Genomic DNA, 17,887 nt, shown 5'->3' with positions numbered 1-17,887 from the left:
GTCGATTCAGTGTTGTTCGGTTTCCGCCGGCCCGATGCGCTTCAGCAGTCGCTCGCGCTCCCCGGCGTCCTGGATTTTTTCCGCCAGCCGTTGGGCGAGATCGCGCTGCTGATGGAGCCGCCCGTTATCAAGGAAGCCGATCAGCACCTCATCGCCGCCTCCTTCCTCGCTCAGCTTCTCAACCATGTCGGCGCGGCGCTCGATGTCATTGGTCCAGAGGCTTCCCAGCGCCTCGCCGGTGATCCGGTCGGCCTTCTCGGGGGCTTCCTTCGACAGCCAAGCCAGCATTTCATCGACGTCCCGCCGCTTCACCTCTTGCCCGGGTGGGGCCAGCGTCCGGAGCTTCTGGATGGCGGCATGCTTGGCCACATCCTGCCGCTCGCCGGCGGTGGCGTCGATTTTATCGAGAAACGCGCTGACCGATTCATAGCCGCCCTGATGCAGTTTCATGGTGGTGCCCTGCGCCAGCAGCTCGCCCCGTTCGCCTTCAGGAATGTTGTCCCTCACCAGCGCGGCGAAGTCCTTCTCGGTCCCGTCCGCCAGCGTGGAAAAGCCGCCCTGCCGGAAAATGTCAGCCCGCTGGTCCTCCGGGAGCGTCTTCAGGCGTTCGCTGGCCGCCGCCGGATCGGACTTCAGCAGTTTCCCGATGAGCGCGCTTTCGAAGCGCAAGCGGGCATCGCTGCGACCATCGAGCGACTTGCTGTCGAAATCCCCCGCCGCGATCCGGGCATCGAACCAAGTCTGCGCCGCCGTTGGATCCTTCTCCATCCAGCGGCCGAAGGCCTGCGCGAGGCTCCAGGTGACACCCATGTTGCGCGAGTCGTTCACCCGGTCGAGATAACGCTCGAGGACCAGCTGCGGTTCTTTTTCGGCCAGATTGGAAACCAACATCTGCTCGAGGCCCTGACGGATCTCCGGGGACAAATCGAGGGCCGCGATTTCGTCCAAAGCCGCGACCAGTTCATCGCGGTCCATCTCCAGCAGCCGCGCCTGCATTTTCATCAGCACCCGGAGGTCCGGCATCCCACCCCGCTGGCCGGCCGACAGGGCCTCGCCGATTTCCTTCCAGTCGATCGGCTTTTTCGCCTCCGCCGCCGGGGTGGTTCCGGCCTGAGCGTCCGCCCCGTGCGGGCTGGCTCCGGCCTGGGCCTTTTTCTCGATGCGCTCCTGCAGGAGCTTGGTTTCCGTCTGCACTCGTTTGAGCCGCGCCTGGGTGGATCCAAGCCAGAGTCCGACGACGAGGACGGCGAGGAGGGGCGGAAGCAAGTGACGGGTTTTCATGACTTGGGTCGCATCACAACAAAACCAACGCCGCCCGTCCGTTACATTCTTTCGGGGGAGTTGCACCACGACGCTTTTGGGATCGAAGAATCGCCCTTGCCATGGAACATTTCGTCATGAGCCGATGGGTCCTGTTGCTTCTCTCCCTCGCCCCCCCGCCGGCCTGGAGTGCCCCGATGGTGATCGCCGATCCGGTGAACGCCGCCTTGGTCACGCCCCACCGGATCGAGACCATCGCCACCAATCTCCGCGTCCCGTGGGAGCTTCGTTTCCTGCCGGACGGGCGCCAGATTTTCACGGAAAGGATCGGCCGCGTCCGCCTCATCGACGAGGGCCGGCTGGTGGAAAAGCCCGCCCTCACCCTCGATGTTGCCGCTCGCGTGAAGATGGGCCTGCTGGGCCTGGCCCTTTCGCCGGATTTTGAAAACGACGACTACGTGTTTCTGGCGTGGAATCGCGAGGTCGATCGCGGCCGTTACGAGCTCCGGGTGGAACGCTATCGGCTGGACGGCTCCGAACTGGTCGAGCCGAAGACGATCATCGAGGGCATCCCCGCCTGGGAAAACCACACCGGCTGCCGCCTGGAATTCGGACCGGACGGCAAGTTGTGGATCACCACCGGCGATGCGAACGACCCGCCGCCCAGCCAGCAGCTGAATCGACTGAACGGCAAGATCCTGCGGCTCAACCCGGACGGCACCATTCCCGAGGACAACCCCTTCGTCGGCCAGGCGGACGTCCGCACCGAGATCTGGTCCTACGGCCACCGCAATCCCCAGGGCCTCGCCTTCCAGCCCGGCACCGGCCGGCTTTTCGAGTCCGAGCATGGGCCGAACCACGGCGACGAGATCAACCGCATCGAGAAAGGCGCCAACTACGGCTGGCCGGTCATTTCGCACTCGCGGGAGGCCGAGGGCATGCGGGCGCCCTTGATCGAGCTCTCACCGGCCGTCGGCCCCGGCCGGCTCCTGTTTTATCAAGGTTCGGCCTTCCCTGAACTCCGCGGCACCTTGCTCCTCGCCTGCCTCCGGGGATCCGCCGTCGAGCGGATCATCCTGGATGGTGATGGCCGACCGACCGCAGTCGACCGGCTGTGGCATAACAAGTGGGGTCGCATCCGCTTCATCAACGAAGCTCCCGACGGCTCGCTATGGCTCTCCACTTCCATGTTCGACCCGCCCGAAGCGCACGGCGCCGGGCCGAACGACCTCATTATCCGCATCACCGCCGATCCCGCGGGCACGGTGGAGTCTCCTGCCCGGGAAATCACGGCACCGGCGGTGTCGCTGACCTCCAAGACCCGGGATCCAGACGTCCTCATTTCCGTCGCTTGCGCGTCCTGCCACGGCCCCACGCTGGAGGGAGGACTGCAACGGAATCTCCTCGCCGGGGAATGGCAGCACGCCGGTTCCGACGAAGATCTGGAGCGGGTCATCGCGGAGGGCCTGCCCGCGCTTGGGATGCCGCCATCGAAGGAGGTCCTCAATGAAAGCCAGATCCGGATCCTCGCCGACTTCCTCCGCGAAAAACGGCGCTGACGGCCCGCTTTTCGGTCCCAAAAGCCACGCTTTCAGAAGAGCTTGGGACAAAAATTAGAATAATTCTTGATCGCAGGAAAGGTCGTTTTAGCTTTCGGCCGTCCTATGGTCGCACCCATTCAAAACAGCAAGCCCGATCCGAGCGGCGAGATGCCGGCGGAGATCTCGGGCCTGCGCATGACCAAACAGCGCTGGGAGGTCTACCGCCTGCTGGTGGGCCAGCGCGACCACCCGACCGCCAACGAGGTGTTCATCCGGATCAAGGACCGGCTGCCGAACATCTCGCTGGCCACCGTTTACAACTGTCTGGAGGCTCTCACCCAGCACGGCATCGTCCGCCAGGTGAACTTCGACCGCGAGCCCTCGCGCTTCTGCCCGAACCTCGAGGAGCACGGCCATTTCCACGACAAGAAATCCGGCACCATCCACGACATCGTTTTCAAACCCGGCGTCAACCTCGCCGATGTCCTCGACCTTCCGGCCGGCACCGTCATCACCGACATCGAAATCACCCTCCGCGGCGAACTCCCCACTTCCTGAAATCGACAATCTTCAATCTCCAATCGGCAATTCCATGTCCCTCGTCATCACCGACCTCCACGCTCAACTCGAAGACGGCACCGAAATCCTCAAGGGTGTGTCCCTGGAAATCCCCGCCGGCGAAGTTCACGCCATCATGGGCCCGAACGGCTCCGGCAAGTCGACCCTTTCCAAGGTGATCGCCGGCCACGAAGGCTACGAGGTGACCGCCGGCTCCGTCACCCTCGACGGCGAGGACATCCTCGAGATGGGCATCGACGAACGCTCCCGCGCCGGCATTTTCCTCGCCTTCCAATATCCGGCGGAAGTCCCCGGCGTCTCCAACGCCAACTTCATCCGCGCCGCCCTCCAGGCCCGCCTGCCGAAGGGCGAGGAAATCGACGCCGTCGGCTACTACAAGTCCCTCTACGACAAGATGGACCTCCTCGAAATGGACCGGAAATTCACCGGACGCGCCGTCAACGAAGGCTTCTCCGGCGGCGAGAAGAAGCGCAACGAGATCCTCCAGATGCTGATGCTTGAGCCGAAGTATTGCATCATGGACGAGACCGACTCCGGCCTCGACATCGACGCGCTGAAGATCGTCGCCAAGGGCGTCAACGCCATGCGCTCGCCCGACCGCGGCATGCTCCTCATCACCCACTACCAGCGGCTGCTCGACTACATCAAACCGGACGTCGTGCACGTCATGTCCGCCGGCCGCATCGTCAAAACCGGCGGCCCGGACCTCGCCCTCGAACTCGAGGAAAAGGGCTACGACTTCCTCAAGGAACTCGCCCCCGCCTGAACCCGTGGCGGCGGATTGCATCCGCCATGCCCAACACTCCACCCGCCATGAGCTACGATTCTTCCACCACCATCGATCAGGAAACCCGCAGCGCGATCGACATCGACCGCTCGAAGGGCGACTTCTTTTTCCCCGAGAAGCACAAGTACGATGCCGGCCGTGGTTTGACCGAAAAGACGATCGACTACATCTCCGACGTCAAGCAGGACCCCGACTGGGTCCGCGAGTTCCGCCACAAGGCGCTCAAGACCTTCCTCGAAAAGCCGATGCCCACCAACTGGGCCACCGAGGACCTCAACAACATCAACTTCGACACCATCCGCTACTACCTCTCGGATGGCGAGAAGCCGAAGCGCTCGTGGGACGAAGTCCCCGAGGAGGTCCTCAAGACCTTCGACCGCCTTGGCATCCCCGAACAGGAGCGAGCCTTCCTCGCTGGCGTCGAGGCCCAGTACGATTCCGAGGCCGCCTACTCCAACATGAAGGAGGAGCTGACCAAGCAAGGCGTCATCTTCGTCAACTCGACCGAAGGTCTGAAGGAATACGAGCACATCTTCCGCCCTTGGTTCGGCAAGGTCATCCCGACCGGCGACAACAAGTTCTCCGCGCTCAACAGCGCCGTCTTTTCCGGCGGATCCTTCATTTACATCCCGAAAGGGGTGAAGCTGAAGCAGCCGCTCCAGGCCTACTTCCGCATCAACTCGGAAAGCTTCGGCCAGTTCGAGCGCACCCTCATCATCGCCGACGAAGGCGCCGAGGTGATGTATATGGAAGGCTGCACCGCGCCGAAATTCGAGACCTCCACCCTGCACTCGGCGGTCGTCGAGCTGGTCGCGCTCAAGGGCGCGAAGATCCAGTACGTCACCGTCCAGAACTGGAGCAGCAACGTCTACAACCTCGTCACCAAGCGCGGCCTCGCGATGGAGGACGCCGAGGTCCGCTGGATCGATTGCAACATCGGCTCCCGCCTGACGATGAAATATCCCGGCGTCATCATGAAGGGCGAACGCGCCCGCGGTGAGGTGATCTCGATCGCCCTCGCCAACTCCGGGCAGCACCAGGACACCGGCGCGAAGATGATCCACGCCGCGAACAACACCACCTCGAACGTCGTCTCGAAGTCGATCTCCGTCGGCGAAGGCCGCTCGACCTACCGCGGCCAGGTCCACATCCCGAAGCACCTCAAGGGCTGCAAGAACAACACCGAGTGCGACGCGCTGCTCATCAACACCCGCAGCCGTACCGACACCTACCCGGCGATCACCGTGAAGGGCAACCAGCACGCCACCCAGCACGAGGCCAGCGTCTCGCAGGTGTCCGAGGAAATGCTCTTCTACATGCAGCAGCGCGGCATCGACGAAGGCCACGCCATGTCGCTCGCCGTCAACGGTTTCATCAACGACCTCGTCCGCGAGTTCCCGATGGAATACTCCGTCGAACTCAAGCGCCTCATCGACCTCGAAATGGAGGGCTCGGTGGGATAAGATCCGGCCCCGCGATGAACCGTTCCAGCCGTACCCCCGTCCATGTTGCCTTTGTCACCCACGAGGAAGACGAACTCGCGACGGCTCGGCATTGGAAGTCGAAGACGCCTACCGAACGCCTTGCCGCCCTCGCACTGCTTCGCTCCCAGAGACATCACGACACCGATGGAACCGGACCAAGAATTCAAAGAGTTTGCCGCGTCGTTGATGTCCCATGGAGTTAAATTCATGGTGATCGGTGGCTATGCCGTTACCGCTCATGGTCATCCTCGCTATACGGGGGATATCGACTTCTTCATCGAGAAGTCCCCGGAAAATGCCAAACGCATGGTTGCCGCGGTCCACGACTATTTCGGCCCGCTGAGCAATGTCACCGAAGAGAGCTATCTCGACGACAAACGCATGAGCCAGTTCGGTGTCCCGCCTTATCGCATCGACGTTCTCGTCAGCATTCCGGGCGTCGATTTCAATGATGCCTATCCCCGTCGGGAGATGCTGCTTCTCGCCGACACCCCGGTTCCCTTCATTTCCCTTGAAGATCTCCTGAAAAACAAGCGGGCCACTGGACGCCACAAGGACTTGGGGGATGCCGAAGCCCTTGAGAAACTCAAAGACGCCTGACTGCCCTCACCATTTTTTCCCATGTCCGCCACCCTCGAATCCACCGCCATCCTCGACTCCGCGCCGGAAACCGCACCGGACCTGCCCGCTTGGTTCGCCGAGCGCCAGCGCGCCGCCTGGCAGCGCTTCCTCGAAACGCCCGCACCGACCCGCAAGGACGAGAACTGGCGCTTCGCCAACCTCAAGCAGCTCGACTTTTCCAGCTACCTCGCCGACGTACCGGTGCCGGAGGATACCGGGGCCATCATCGAAGGCTCCAAGGGCGTCGAGGCTCCGGTCGCCAAGTTCATCTTCGTCAACGAGACGCTGATCGAGATCGACTCGAAGCTCCCCCCGGACGTCATCTGCCTGCCGCTCGCTGAGGCACTGCTGCTGCATAGTGATCTCGTGGAGAAAAACTTCATGCGCGAGGACACCCGTCTCGGCTCCGCCAAATGGGCGGCCCTGCACGAGGCGCGTGTCTCGAACGGGCTCTTCGTGCACGTTCCCGAGGGCGTCGAGGTCGAGGGCACCATCGAGGTCTTCCACTGGATCGCCGGCGACAAGGCGGCGATCTTCCCGCACACGCTCATCGTCACCGGGGCGAACTCAAAGGTCCGCGTGGTCGATTACTTCCAGTCCGCCGGCGACACCGACGCCGGCCTCTGCATCGCCTTCAACGACCTCTGCGCCGGTCCCGGCTCGAAGCTCAACTACCTCGCGATCCAAGCTTTCAACGAGGAAACGAAAGTCGTCCAGATCAACGAGACCGGCGTCGAGAAGGACGCCGCCGCCACCGCCTTCGTCCTCAACACCGGCGCCTCCTGGGCCCGCAACGAGGCGATGTGCCGGCTCACCGGCGAGGGCTCGCACTCCGACATGCTCAGCGTCAGCGTCCCCGCCCGCGGGCAGGAGTACGACCAGCGCACCTTCCAGCACCACGTTTCCCCCGGCGCTTACAGCGACCTCCTCTACAAGAACTCGCTCTACGACAAGTCCCGTACCATTTTCTCCGGGCTCATCTTCGTCGACGAGGGCGCGCACCGCACCGACGCCTACCAGACCTGCCGCAACCTGTTCATGAGCGACGAGGCCGAGGCCAACTCGATGCCCGGCCTGGAAATCAACGCCGACGACGTGAAGTGCTCCCACGGCAGCACCAGTGCCCAGATCAGCGACGAGGAAATCTTCTACCTCCAAGCCCGCGGCATCGATGCCCACCGCGCCCGCCAGCTCATCGCCCGCGGTTTTTCGGTGGAGGTCATCGAGCGCCTCGGCGACGAGAAGGTCGAGGAAATGGTGCTGCGTTTCCTGGACGACAAGTTCGCCCACATCGCCAGCGGCGGAGCCTGACCGCCTGAGCGGCAAACGATGGCACAACCGGTTGAAATGACCGGACGGGTTTGAATCGTAGAAGGGAGTTCGTGAAATTCCTCGCCCGATTCGGCATCCTCCTTGCGCTTCTCGTCAACGCCCCGGCCGCGGAGCGCGAGCGCCCCTTGTTCCGGGACTACATGGGCATCAACGGGCACTTCACCTTCAAGCCGGAGCTTTATCTCCCGACCGCACGCTTGGTGCGGAACTACCACAATCTCAACTGGGACGCCCAGGCTCCCGGCGACGAGCTCACCTTTCCCACCGCGAAGAACGGCGTGCGGTGGGTGTCGCAGGTCTATCGCCCATGGCATGAGGCGGGCTACGAAATCGACGTCTGCATCCAGTTCGCCGGCTTCGGGGGTGACGATGGCAACCAGGCCCTCGCGGAGGCCTCCCCGGCCTGGCTGGAGAGCTATGGCAGCGCTGTGGCTGGAACGCTGGGCAGCTGCGGGGAAAAGCTGGTGAGCTCGATGGAAATCGGCAACGAGCCGGGCACCGATATCGACCCCGATGTCTATGCGAAGGTTTTCACCCACATGGCGAAAGGTATCCGGAGGAGTGACCCGGAGATGAAGATTCTGACCGCCACCGCCCATGCGCGCGATGCGGACAAATACAGCCTCGATCTCCGGAAAAGCTTCGCCTCGCCGGAGCTGCGGCAACTGTATGATGTCATCAACGTCCACACCTATGCGATGCTGCCGAAGAAGGAGGGTCGCAGTCCGTGGGCGCGGTCTTTTCCCGAGGATCCGGAAATCGATTATCTGAAGGTCGTCGATGAAGCCATCGACTGGCGGGACCACCACGCGCCCGGCAAGGAGGTCTGGGTTACCGAATTCGGCTACGATGCCCCCACCCCGGAGGCCTTGGAGCGCCGCACCGGATGGTTTGAGAAGCTCGACTGGCGCGGTGTGAGCGAAGAGGAGCAGGCCCGCTATCTGGTTCGATCCTATCTCGTGTTCGCCATGCGCGATGTCGCCCGCGCCTATCTCTATTTCTACAACGACGATGACGGTGCCTCGGTCCACGGTGCCTCGGGACTGACACGGAAGTTCGTGCCCAAGCCGGCCTACTTCGCGGTGCGCCATCTTCATCGGACGCTCGGCGACTACCGCCTCACCCGCGTCGTGAGGCAGGAAACCGACGGGCTCCACCTGCTCGAATTCTCGGCCGGCGACAACCCCCGCCGGAAGATCTGGGTCGCTTGGCTGGCGACCGGTGGGGACGAGACCCGGAACGTGCAGCTCGAAGGGCTGCCCGGCCGCATTTCCAAGATCGAAATCATGCCCTGCGCCGAGGGCGAGCCGCCCACGCCCTCCCTGAGCCGCGAGGACCGGGAATCGGGACGGATCGCGGTCTCGGGAACTCCGGCTTACTTGCACTTCGATCTCTGAATCGTCGCTGATGCCGATCGGCTGAAAGCGGCCTGAGCCCGGCGGCGTAGCTTGGGCCCGCGGGCAGCGCCGCGGTTTCGCCCCACCCATGCCAAGCCTATCCATCATCCTCCGAGCTGTTTTCGTCGTCAGCCTACCGGCGCTGGCACCGCCCGCCGTAGCGGACCTCGCTTGGCCCGAGGGCCGTCCCCTGCCGGCCTTTCCCGCTCCCGCGGAAAAGCTCGATGCGCTGGTGGTGCAGGACCTCCTGCCCGACGAGCAGATCACTTTTTCCGCCCTCCAGGGTCAGGTGAACCGGACAAAGCCGCGCCTCATCCTGCTGGACGAGCGCGCTGGCGAGGGCCGCGACACCTGGCTGAACACGCCCGGCAGCGGCGTCGATCAGTTCACCCTTCATCCGTCGGATTCGCGCTACGACATCATCGCGAAGTATGGCAAGGAGCTCTCCGGCGTGGTGATCTACGATCCATCCCGTAGCGAGCACTACCGCAACCTCGCCTGCACGGTGGCGGGGCTGGAGAAGGCGCTGCCGGTCACCCGCGAGGTGCTGGCGAAGATCCTCCCGCGCGGCTGGGACCCGAAGGTGGTGTCCGACCTGACCGAGCTGCCCTTCAAGTCGGCCACCGACATCTACGAGCACCTGCGGAAGGAATACTGGCCGCGCTGCACCAAACGCCTGATCGTCAGCGCCCGGCCCTTCACCCGCGGCGGCGACCTCCACCACACCCGCGACATGGCGGCGGCCTGCGGGGCGGCGGTGGTGTGGCTCGACCCGCGGGACAAGGCGGAGCGCAAGCTGCTGGCCTCCTTCTTCAAGGACATGCCGGCGGGCGACGCGGTCGCGCTCGGCTGGTATGCCACCGAACGTTCCGGGATCACCACGGCCTCGGAGTTCGGAATTGGGACCATCCCCTCGGACTTTTACAACGGCTCCACCGTCTTCGCCGGCGGCCCGCGGGAGATCCAGGTGCCGGCGGTGCCGAAAATGCCACCGCTGGAGGACAAGATCTACGTCGCCATGTTCATCAGCGATGGCGACAACATCCAGTACGTCCAGCACGCCATGCGCGACATCTGGGAACGCAGCGAGTCGGTTCGCGGACGGGTGGCGCTGAACTGGACGATCTCGCCGGGCCTGGTCGACATCGGACCCGGGCTGCTGAATTACTACTATGACTCTGCGACTTCGAACGACTGCTTCGTTTCCGGCCCGTCCGGCATGGGCTACCTGATTCCCTACAACACCCTGGAGGAAGAGGGCGCGCCGGTGGGACCGACCATGACCGCGGCCGATCGCATCAACGGCTACACCCGCCTCACCGGCCGCTACACCGACCGCGCCGGGCTGCGCGTGGTGACCATCTGGGACCACGCCACGCCCGAGCAACGGGCGGGATACGAGCGGAACTGCCCGCAGCTCTACGGCCTGACCGTGCAGAACTTCAAGGACGTGCCCTCCGTTTCCGCGAGCGTCGAGAACGACCGGCTGCGCTTCGAGAAGCTGCGCATCCCCTACGCCGGCTCCTACGACCACATCCACGGCGATCTCGAGCGTGCGATCCGCCGCTGGAACGGCAAGGAGCCGCTATTCCTCGCCTACCAGATGGACGTGTGGCACGAGATGAAGCCCGGCCGGATCGTCGAGCTGCACGACAACCTCCAGCGCGAGTTTCCCGACCAGATCGAGTTCGTGCGGGCCGACCACTATTTCAACCTCCGCAACCAGGCGGAGAGCCTGCCCTACAACCTCTGCCTGGATCCCGAGACCAAGGTGCGGGCGTCTTCGGGCGACGCCGCACGGGCCATCGACGGCACGCCGGCCACCCACTGGAAATGCACCGATGGCGGCGAGGCCTGGCTCGGATTCGACTTCGGCAGCCCGCGCACGCTGCGGCGCTACGTGGTGCGACATTCTGAAAGCGACGGCCTGCGGGGCGTGGCCCTCCAGACCAGCGACGACGGAACCCGCTGGAAAACCGTGGACGTGCAGCGGAAACCGACGCCGCCGGTGACGCAGGCGAGCTTCAACCCGCAGCGCGCCCGCTACGCACGGCTCGTCCTCAAGACCGCCGACGGCATGCCGGGAAGCCTGGCGGACGCCGAGATTTACGGCTCCCGCTGAACCGCGCCGGTGTGGCGACACCGGAGTTCTCTTCCGGTAGGCGGATCATCGTCCCCCACGCGGCCGGCGAGAGCCCCAACCTCCCGCCTTCCTTGCGGGAATCGCTCCCCCGCGATCACGTATGAGCCCCCTCCGCATTCGTGGAAGTGCGCATGATGAAAAAATGCGGATACGGTTAGGGCATGTCCCCGCGCAACCTTTTGCCGACCCTGATGACCGCTCTTCTGTGGGCCGCCCCGGCCCGCGCCGATGAGCCGCAAGCTCCGATCCACGCGAACGCCGCCTTCCAGCGCCTTGACGAAGCCCTGGCGAAACACCCGAAGATGAAGGTGCCCAACCGGACCGAAGAATTGGCCCGCCTGATCCTCTGCCAGGCCAATATTTCCGGAAATGAAGCCGCGATCCGTGAGGCCTTCTCCGCCCTCGCCCGCGCCAAGATCGACCGCATCCGTGCCGCCAAGGCGGTCCCCGAGCTGACCCGCCTGCTGGTCGATTGGCAACGCACCCGAATGGGCTTGCCGCCCCTGGCCACGGACGAACCCGTCCAGGAATTCGCCGCCTACTAGATTTCCCGTCGTCGACCTTCCTCCCCCGACACAAAAAGGCCGGACGCGCCCAAGGCGTATCCGGCGATTTGGTGGAAGTCGCGGATGATCAGCCTTCCTGACCGCCGAGGTAGTCCGAAACCCCCTTGTGGTCGGCCTTCATCGCGCGGTCGCCCTTTTGCCAATCCATCGGGCAGACTTCGCCGAACTCTTCGAAATGCTGCAGCGCATCCACCACGCGCAGGCATTCGCGGATCGAGCGGCCGAGCGGCATGTCGTTGACGACCTGGTGGCGGACGATTCCCTGCTTATCGATCAGGAACAGCCCGCGGTAGGCGACCAGTTCGCCCTCGACGGTGTAGTTGCCGTCCTCGTCGATGGTCGGCTCGCCGGCGAGAACGTCGTAGTCCTCGGAGATCGTCTTGTTGATGTCGGCCACGAGCGGGTAGCTCACACCCTCGATGCCGCCCTTTTCCCGCGGGGTGTTCAGCCACGCCCAGTGCGAGAATTCCGAGTCGGTCGAGCAGCCGACCACCGCCACGTCGCGCTTCTCGAACTCGGCGAGTTCCTCTTGGAAACGATGAAGTTCGGTCGGGCAGACGAAGGTGAAATCCTTCGGGTAGAAGAAGAACACGACGTATTTCTTGCCGAGGAACTGCTCGAGCGAGAAGTCCTCGATGATCGCTTCGCGCTGGACGGCCTTGGCGCGGAAGACGGGAGCTTTCTTTCCTACAAGTACGGGCATGATGAGAGCGGCGGGTTGAAGCCGCCGCCGCGGTAGGCCAGCGGGTCCGCCTGGTCAAGATCCTCGGCTCCGACGGCCGAATGTTTTTCGAAAAGATCGTCAGCTTCCGTCAGGAGCGACACTTCCCCATGGACTCCAAATTCTCCATGGACTCAATACCGACCCTCAGGATTTGGAGCCGATCCAACCACATCATCAATCCCATATGAAACACTACCTTGCCCTCCCTGGAATTCTTGCCTGCTTGGCACCGGCGGCTCAGGCCGTCGTCGTCAGCGCCAACATCGTCGGCGGTGCCGGCGCCAATGGCACCCTCGGATCCGTCGAAGTCGCAGGTGTCGTGGCGGTGGCGAACTGGAACAACATTCCGAACACCGGCAACGACATCACGGTCAACGACCTCAACGACTCCACCGGAGCCCCGACCACCATCGACATTTCCTGGACCTCCATCGGAGCATGGTCGATCAACACCGGCGCTGGCGGCGACTTCGCCCTCTACAACGGTTATCTCGACAACTTCGACCAGACCCGAACCGTCACCTTCAGCGGGCTCGATGCGGGAACCACCTACGAGATCTACGTGTATGCCGACGGCGACAACGGCACCAACACCCGGCGCGGTCACTACACGATGGGCGGCACGACGACCACCATCATCGACGGCCCTGGAAACTTCGCCGGGACCTTCGTCGAGGTGCCCGCCGGAGGTGACGCCGAGGGGAACTACACCGTGTTCACCGTCTCGGGTTCCACCAGCTACGATCTGACGTTCAACGGGGACAACACCGACGACCTTCCGCGCGCCGCGATCAACGGCTTCCAGATCGTTTCGGTTCCGGAGCCCGGCGTCGCGATGCTCGGCCTGCTCGGGCTGATCCCGCTTCGGCGCAGGCGGAGCCACTGATCCTTCTTCTTGTCTTGCCTCCCACCTCCGGCCTCCTTTCTGCGGGGCCGGAGGTTTTTTTGTCAGCGGGAAAGCCGGAACCGGTAGAAAACCGGACCGTCGACCGGTGGAGCGCTGTCTTCGAAAACGAAGCGCTGGAAGCCATCGGAACCCCCCGGCTCCGGAACCAGCGGCCCGGCAGGCACTTCTTCCCACAGGCTCAGGTCGGACGAGCGGAACAGTCGCACATCGAGCAGGCGATCGTCCCGCAGCTCCACCCTCAGGCGGTTGCCCTCCGGCGCCGTCTCGATTTCGGGCGCGCCGGAAAGCGCGTAGTCGATCCCGTCGGGCAGGCCGTTCCCGTTTCCATCTCCCTCGAAGTCCGCCGAGGCGTTGCCGGTTTGCTCCGCCCAGAGCGCGAAGTCATCCCTCGCTGCCGCTTCCCCGGACGGCGGGCCTTCGTCGCCATCGGGCGAAATGCCGGTCACCACGTAAAAGAAGTCGACCCCTGCCACCAGGCCATCGTCGTAGAAATATCCGCCCGAGGTGGACTCGCCCACCTCGACATAGGGACCGCCCGACACGGTCGCGCGCCGGACCCGGTAGCGATCGACGCTCGCGCTCGGGAACCACTCCACCAGCGCCGTCGCCCCCGACCGCTGGGCCTCGACGCCCGTGGGAGCGGACGGTGCGCCAGGAGGCAGGAACTCGACTTCCGCCACATTTCCCCAACCGCCCGCAGGCGACAGGTATCGCACGTAGCGGAACGTCTGCGGAGTCTCGAAAGTCAGCACCTTGAATTGCCCATCGCCCGGCTCGGCGGAGACCGAGGCCAGCGTCACCGGCGAACCGAAACCCGCAGAGTCGGAGCCTTGGAACAAGCCTCCGACCATGCGGATCGCCCAGCCTTCACGGGGATAAAACCGCACCGCCCGGATCGTGCGCGGCTCGCCCAGATCCAGGCCGGCCCACGCGCCGTTCTCCTGCGGGGCATCGAAAAACGTCGCCGTATCGCCATCGAAGACCTTCTCGCGGGTCGCGCCGGAGTCCTGATAAGAGCCCTCGGTGCCGATCACCGTGCCGCTCAGCGCCGGGCCCAACGACGGCCGCGCCGGCAAGGCGATCCGCATTTCCCGCAGCCCGGATGACGTCCCTTGCGGACCCGTCGCCGCGATCTGAAACACCATCTCCGCCTCGTCGTCGAGGCGGCTCGCGGCGACCGGAAAGCTCGTCCCCGCGGTGACGCCGAGCCAGCGCCGGGTCCCGCTCGCCTCGCTCACCTGATAGATCGTGTAGTAGGAAACCGCGCCCGGCGATGCCTCCCAGCGCAGTTCCCCCTCGATCGAGTCGAGGCCGGTCGTCCCGACGTTTTCCAAAACGAACCCGCCTGGCGCGAAGGGGATCGCAACCGGTTCATCGCCGATCGCCAGGCTGCCGAGCCGCAGCGAGTAGCCCGCCACCTCCGCGCCCGATTCGAACCGCAGCGACACCGCCGTGAGGCGCCGGCCGGCGTACGGCGAAAGGTCGAAGACCGGCCGCATCCACGCCCCCGCCGCGGCGTCGGGAAACGGCAGCCAGGCCGGGGGGCCCGACTCGAAATTCAGGCCGATGCTTGCCCGGGACGCGCCGCCTTGGGCGGACTTGAAAGCGATCGTCAGCCGCGTGTCGCTGCCGGGCACCAGATCGGTCGCGAACAGCGCGAGGTCGGTGGTTCCGTGCAGGGTTCCCTCGACGAGAAGCGAGCTGCCGCCGTTCCAGGCATCGGATTCCTCCAGCGAGGGCGTCAGCCCGCCATCGCCGGTCATCGCCCACATCAGGTCCGGCAGCCGGTCGGCGAGCAGCGGCTCCGCCCAGGGCTCCGTGGACAGGACGACGCCCTGTTCGGCGAAAAACGCGCCCCGGCCGGGCGAAAAGGACGTTTCGAAGGGCAGCTCCCGCACCGGCTCGCCCGCCGGCACCGTGAGCCGCGCCACGAATCCCCCGCCGGCCTGCGTTTCCGCGGCCAGGAAGCCCTCGCGGGTGACCACCCGGCGCTCCAGCTCCGTGCTGCCGTCGCGGACGATCTCCGCCTGATAGTCTCGCCCCGCGTCCAGGAAGCCGAGGTCGAAGCTCCAAGTACGGGACATGCCGGAGTTCATCACCGCCACGTACCAGGTGCTGCCTTTCCGCCGGGCCATCGCGCAGGTCTCGCCCACGGTGGTCCCGCCCAGCACCCGCGTTTCGTCCCACAGACAGGGAATGCCCGTGATCACCGGCGCGAACGGGCTCTGCGCGATCCGGTCGGCCCGCTCGGCGAAGGTGATCAGCGGCCCCGCCATCGTCGCCACCGTGGCGATCTCGAAGGCCTGCGTCTGGTCGCCCTGCAGGCGCCCCTGCAAGCCGAGCGGCGTGAAGTCGGCCGGCCCCGCGAGCAGCCGGGTCAACGGCTGGAAGACCGTGCTTCCCGCGCCGGGGAACTGCTCCTTGCCATGAATTCCCTCGATGCTGAGCAGATTGGGAAACGTCCGGAACTGGCCCATCGGCTTCCCGATGCCATGCAGATCCACCACCAACTGATACCTCGCCGCGTCCTTGAGAATCCGCTCGGCCAACCTCACCCGCTCCTTCGACGCCGGGCTCAGCCCGCTGAAATCGAAGAAGTCCGCCTTGAAACCGCTCACCCCGAGCGACCGGATCCTGCCGAAAAACGCGTCGCGCTGGGCTCTCGAGCGGATGTCGCGCGAGCGCACCCACACCAGCACCTTCACGCCCACGGCCTCCGACGCCTCCACCACCTCCTGCAAGTCGTCCCACGGATCGCCGCCATTCCAGTTTCCCCAGCCTTCGTCGATCGTGTTGTATTCGAACCCCAGGCGGCTCGCCCACAGCGATTCGAGCTTCGAGTTCTCCGGCGTGATGCCGCCGGGAAAACGGGACATCCAGTCCCACACCGACCTCCCCGGCCGGGCCCATGCCCCGCCGTCCGGATACAGCGCCGGGTCCGGGGCCGGTGCCAGCACTTCCACCAGATCGCTGTTCACCAGATCGTCGAGCGAGCCCGCCGTCACCACGTTCCACGGGCTGTAGGCATTCGCGCCGGTCGAGGCGCCGAAGGTGTTGTCGCCGTTCCGCACATAGACCGTCTCCAGCAAGCGGCCCGCCGCCTTCCGGAGATAGGGACTGGGAAAGCCCTCGCCCGGGCCCGAGTGCGTGATCGCGAAGTGAACCCCCGAGGCCAACCGCCCCACCACCGGCGGGCCCATCTGCGTGCCGTTGGCGATGGCATCGATATCGGCCCCGCCGTAGCTGTTCTCGTAGATGTCCACATTCCCCTGCGCGAAGATCCGCGAGCCCTGCGGCACGGCATAGCCGGTCTTTTCCGCCGTGATGTTTTTCGCGCCCTCGTATTCCAGCTCGTAGCGGAACGCGATGCCGCCGTCGTACGCCCGCAGGTTCAGGAAATACCTCTCGCCGGTCGGCCCGTGCGTGATTTCCCACCGCCCGGAGCGGAAATGATCGACCGCCATCCCGTGCACCCCGTGGCGCGAGGGAAAGGACGTGTCGCCCTCACCGGTGGTCACGCCCGCCACGGAGACGGAGTCACCGCGGTCGCTGCCATTCATTTCGAATCCCAGTGGGGACGCGTCCATCACCGTCTCGCCATCCAGCGACAGCGACCACACCAGCCTCCCGCCCGAGGTGGCGATCCCGGCCGCGATCCGTCCGTTCGGGCTGGTGATCGTTTGCGAAAAAGAAAGCGGCGAGAGGCTGACGAGGACGAGGAGGGCTGAAAGAAAACGCATGCCTTGGGTTGGGAATTCATTCAGCCAGTGCCCGCAGCCTCCGCGATCTGACCGCCTTCCGGCCCTTTCAGGACAAAAACGCGCCGCATTCTTTCGTCAGGCATCCCTCGCCTCGGACACTTCCTTCCCGATGTCCGACCGTAACCTTGTCCTCCTCCTTTCCCTGCTCGGTCTCCCGGCCATGGCGGAAACGGTGAGCGTGAACTTCGTCGGCAACGCCGGAGCGGGCGGTTCCGTAGCCGCCGGCGACACCGCAGGCGTCGCGCCCGCCGCCCACTGGAACGACGTCACCACGTCCGGCAGCGCGCTGGTCGACGACAGCGGCGCCGCCAGCCCGATCACCGTGACCTTCAGCGTCGGCGGCTGGGCCAACCCGGAAAATGGCGGCGACTCGCCCGACGCGCGCCTGATGAAAGGCTACCTCGACATCGGCGGCCCCGGTGCCACCACCGTCACCTTGAACGGGCTCGATCCCGCCAAAACCTACCGCGTCTATCTCTATTCCGACGGCCAGAACGCCAGCTTCGGCGAGCCCGTTTCGCGCACCGGAACCTTCGTGCTCGGCGGCATCACCACCGGCATCACCGATACCGCCGGCGAGCAATTCGAGGGCGCGTACCAGCGCGTCTACCCCGGCACCACCGGCGAAGGGAACTATACCGACGTGAACCTCACCGGCTCGGCCAGCTACTCGATCTCCATCCGCGGATCGGCCGCCGACGGGCTCGACAACCTCTTCCGCGCCCCCCTCAACGCGCTCCAGATCGTCGCCGTGGCGGAGTGATCCACGGCGATCTTTTCACCGC

14 protein-coding genes are annotated in these 17,887 nt (G+C 64.9%); 11 read left to right on the top strand and 3 right to left on the bottom strand.

The annotated features are described in order from the left end of the window. Positions 1–6: 6 nt before the first annotated feature. Positions 7–1,281 carry a hypothetical protein gene (locus tag ABXH26_RS03315; protein WP_353565611.1) on the bottom strand — a complete coding sequence of 425 codons (1,275 nt, stop codon included), beginning with the start codon at positions 1,279–1,281 and terminating at the stop codon, positions 7–9. Between the two features lie 116 nt (positions 1,282–1,397). Between ABXH26_RS03315 and ABXH26_RS03310 the strand changes: the two genes are divergently transcribed. From ABXH26_RS03310 to ABXH26_RS03270, 9 genes are all read left to right on the top strand, one after another. Next, positions 1,398–2,819 carry a PQQ-dependent sugar dehydrogenase gene (locus ABXH26_RS03310; RefSeq protein WP_353565610.1) on the top strand — a complete coding sequence of 474 codons (1,422 nt, stop codon included), beginning with the start codon at positions 1,398–1,400 and terminating at the stop codon, positions 2,817–2,819. Between the two features lie 105 nt (positions 2,820–2,924). Beyond that, the gene (locus ABXH26_RS03305) at positions 2,925–3,359 is read left to right on the top strand and encodes a Fur family transcriptional regulator (protein ID WP_353565609.1); all 435 of its coding nucleotides are present in this window, start codon (positions 2,925–2,927) and stop codon (positions 3,357–3,359) included. A gap of 34 nt (positions 3,360–3,393) precedes the next feature. Further along, a complete protein-coding gene (sufC, locus tag ABXH26_RS03300; protein ID WP_353565608.1) occupies positions 3,394–4,146 on the top strand; it encodes a Fe-S cluster assembly ATPase SufC in 753 nt (250 codons plus the stop codon). A 47-nt stretch (positions 4,147–4,193) separates the two neighbouring features. Then, the gene (gene sufB / locus ABXH26_RS03295; RefSeq protein ID WP_353565731.1) at positions 4,194–5,630 is read left to right on the top strand and encodes a Fe-S cluster assembly protein SufB; all 1,437 of its coding nucleotides are present in this window, start codon (positions 4,194–4,196) and stop codon (positions 5,628–5,630) included. A 165-nt stretch (positions 5,631–5,795) separates the two neighbouring features. Then, complete coding sequence (locus ABXH26_RS03290; protein WP_353565607.1) at positions 5,796–6,251, top strand: nucleotidyltransferase; 456 nt, start codon at positions 5,796–5,798, stop codon at positions 6,249–6,251. A 21-nt stretch (positions 6,252–6,272) separates the two neighbouring features. Further along, positions 6,273–7,583 carry a Fe-S cluster assembly protein SufD gene (sufD, locus tag ABXH26_RS03285; protein ID WP_353565606.1) on the top strand — a complete coding sequence of 437 codons (1,311 nt, stop codon included), beginning with the start codon at positions 6,273–6,275 and terminating at the stop codon, positions 7,581–7,583. A 71-nt stretch (positions 7,584–7,654) separates the two neighbouring features. Continuing rightward, positions 7,655–9,001: a hypothetical protein gene (locus tag ABXH26_RS03280; protein WP_353565605.1), complete on the top strand. Its 1,347-nt coding sequence runs from the start codon at positions 7,655–7,657 to the stop codon at positions 8,999–9,001. An 88-nt stretch (positions 9,002–9,089) separates the two neighbouring features. Further along, a complete protein-coding gene (locus tag ABXH26_RS03275) occupies positions 9,090–11,123 on the top strand; it encodes a discoidin domain-containing protein (protein ID WP_353565604.1) in 2,034 nt (677 codons plus the stop codon). A gap of 212 nt (positions 11,124–11,335) precedes the next feature. Continuing rightward, entirely contained in the window at positions 11,336–11,689 is a 354-nt protein-coding gene (locus ABXH26_RS03270; protein ID WP_353565603.1) for a hypothetical protein, read from the top strand. Positions 11,690–11,777: 88 nt separating this feature from the next. Here the strand turns inward: ABXH26_RS03270 and ABXH26_RS03265 are convergent, their stop codons facing one another. Next, positions 11,778–12,413 (bottom strand): peroxiredoxin, encoded by a 636-nt coding sequence (locus ABXH26_RS03265; protein ID WP_353565602.1) that lies wholly within the window; start codon positions 12,411–12,413, stop codon positions 11,778–11,780. Positions 12,414–12,618: 205 nt separating this feature from the next. Here ABXH26_RS03265 and ABXH26_RS03260 point away from each other — a divergent pair, with 205 nt between their 5' ends. After that, complete coding sequence (locus ABXH26_RS03260; RefSeq protein ID WP_353565601.1) at positions 12,619–13,320, top strand: fibronectin type III domain-containing protein; 702 nt, start codon at positions 12,619–12,621, stop codon at positions 13,318–13,320. Between the two features lie 62 nt (positions 13,321–13,382). Here ABXH26_RS03260 and ABXH26_RS03255 read toward each other — a convergent pair whose 3' ends face one another. Next, entirely contained in the window at positions 13,383–17,081 is a 3,699-nt protein-coding gene (locus ABXH26_RS03255; RefSeq protein ID WP_353565600.1) for a glycoside hydrolase family 97 N-terminal domain-containing protein, read from the bottom strand. A gap of 130 nt (positions 17,082–17,211) precedes the next feature. On the opposite strand from ABXH26_RS03255, the gene ABXH26_RS03250 reads away from it, so the two are divergent. Next, positions 17,212–17,865, top strand: a complete 654-nt coding sequence (locus ABXH26_RS03250; protein ID WP_353565599.1) for a hypothetical protein — start codon at positions 17,212–17,214, stop codon at positions 17,863–17,865. Positions 17,866–17,887 lie beyond the last annotated feature (22 nt).

The sequence above is a fragment of the Haloferula sargassicola genome, from assembly GCF_040362925.1.
Lineage (GTDB): Bacteria > Verrucomicrobiota > Verrucomicrobiia > Verrucomicrobiales > Akkermansiaceae > Haloferula > Haloferula sargassicola.
This window is presented reverse-complemented; position numbering and strand designations above follow the sequence as displayed.

Coding starts and splice junctions, on each gene's coding strand:
- sufC (WP_353565608.1), top strand. CDS start 3,394: ATGTCCCTCGTCATCACCGACCTCCACGCTCAACTCGAAGACGGCACC.
- ABXH26_RS03290 (WP_353565607.1), top strand. CDS start 5,796: ATGGAACCGGACCAAGAATTCAAAGAGTTTGCCGCGTCGTTGATGTCC.
- ABXH26_RS03270 (WP_353565603.1), top strand. CDS start 11,336: ATGACCGCTCTTCTGTGGGCCGCCCCGGCCCGCGCCGATGAGCCGCAA.
- ABXH26_RS03250 (WP_353565599.1), top strand. CDS start 17,212: ATGTCCGACCGTAACCTTGTCCTCCTCCTTTCCCTGCTCGGTCTCCCG.
- ABXH26_RS03260 (WP_353565601.1), top strand. CDS start 12,619: ATGAAACACTACCTTGCCCTCCCTGGAATTCTTGCCTGCTTGGCACCG.
- ABXH26_RS03315 (WP_353565611.1), bottom strand. CDS start 1,281: ATGAAAACCCGTCACTTGCTTCCGCCCCTCCTCGCCGTCCTCGTCGTC.
- sufD (WP_353565606.1), top strand. CDS start 6,273: ATGTCCGCCACCCTCGAATCCACCGCCATCCTCGACTCCGCGCCGGAA.
- sufB (WP_353565731.1), top strand. CDS start 4,194: ATGAGCTACGATTCTTCCACCACCATCGATCAGGAAACCCGCAGCGCG.
- ABXH26_RS03255 (WP_353565600.1), bottom strand. CDS start 17,081: ATGCGTTTTCTTTCAGCCCTCCTCGTCCTCGTCAGCCTCTCGCCGCTT.
- ABXH26_RS03265 (WP_353565602.1), bottom strand. CDS start 12,413: ATGCCCGTACTTGTAGGAAAGAAAGCTCCCGTCTTCCGCGCCAAGGCC.
- ABXH26_RS03310 (WP_353565610.1), top strand. CDS start 1,398: ATGAGCCGATGGGTCCTGTTGCTTCTCTCCCTCGCCCCCCCGCCGGCC.
- ABXH26_RS03305 (WP_353565609.1), top strand. CDS start 2,925: ATGGTCGCACCCATTCAAAACAGCAAGCCCGATCCGAGCGGCGAGATG.
- ABXH26_RS03275 (WP_353565604.1), top strand. CDS start 9,090: ATGCCAAGCCTATCCATCATCCTCCGAGCTGTTTTCGTCGTCAGCCTA.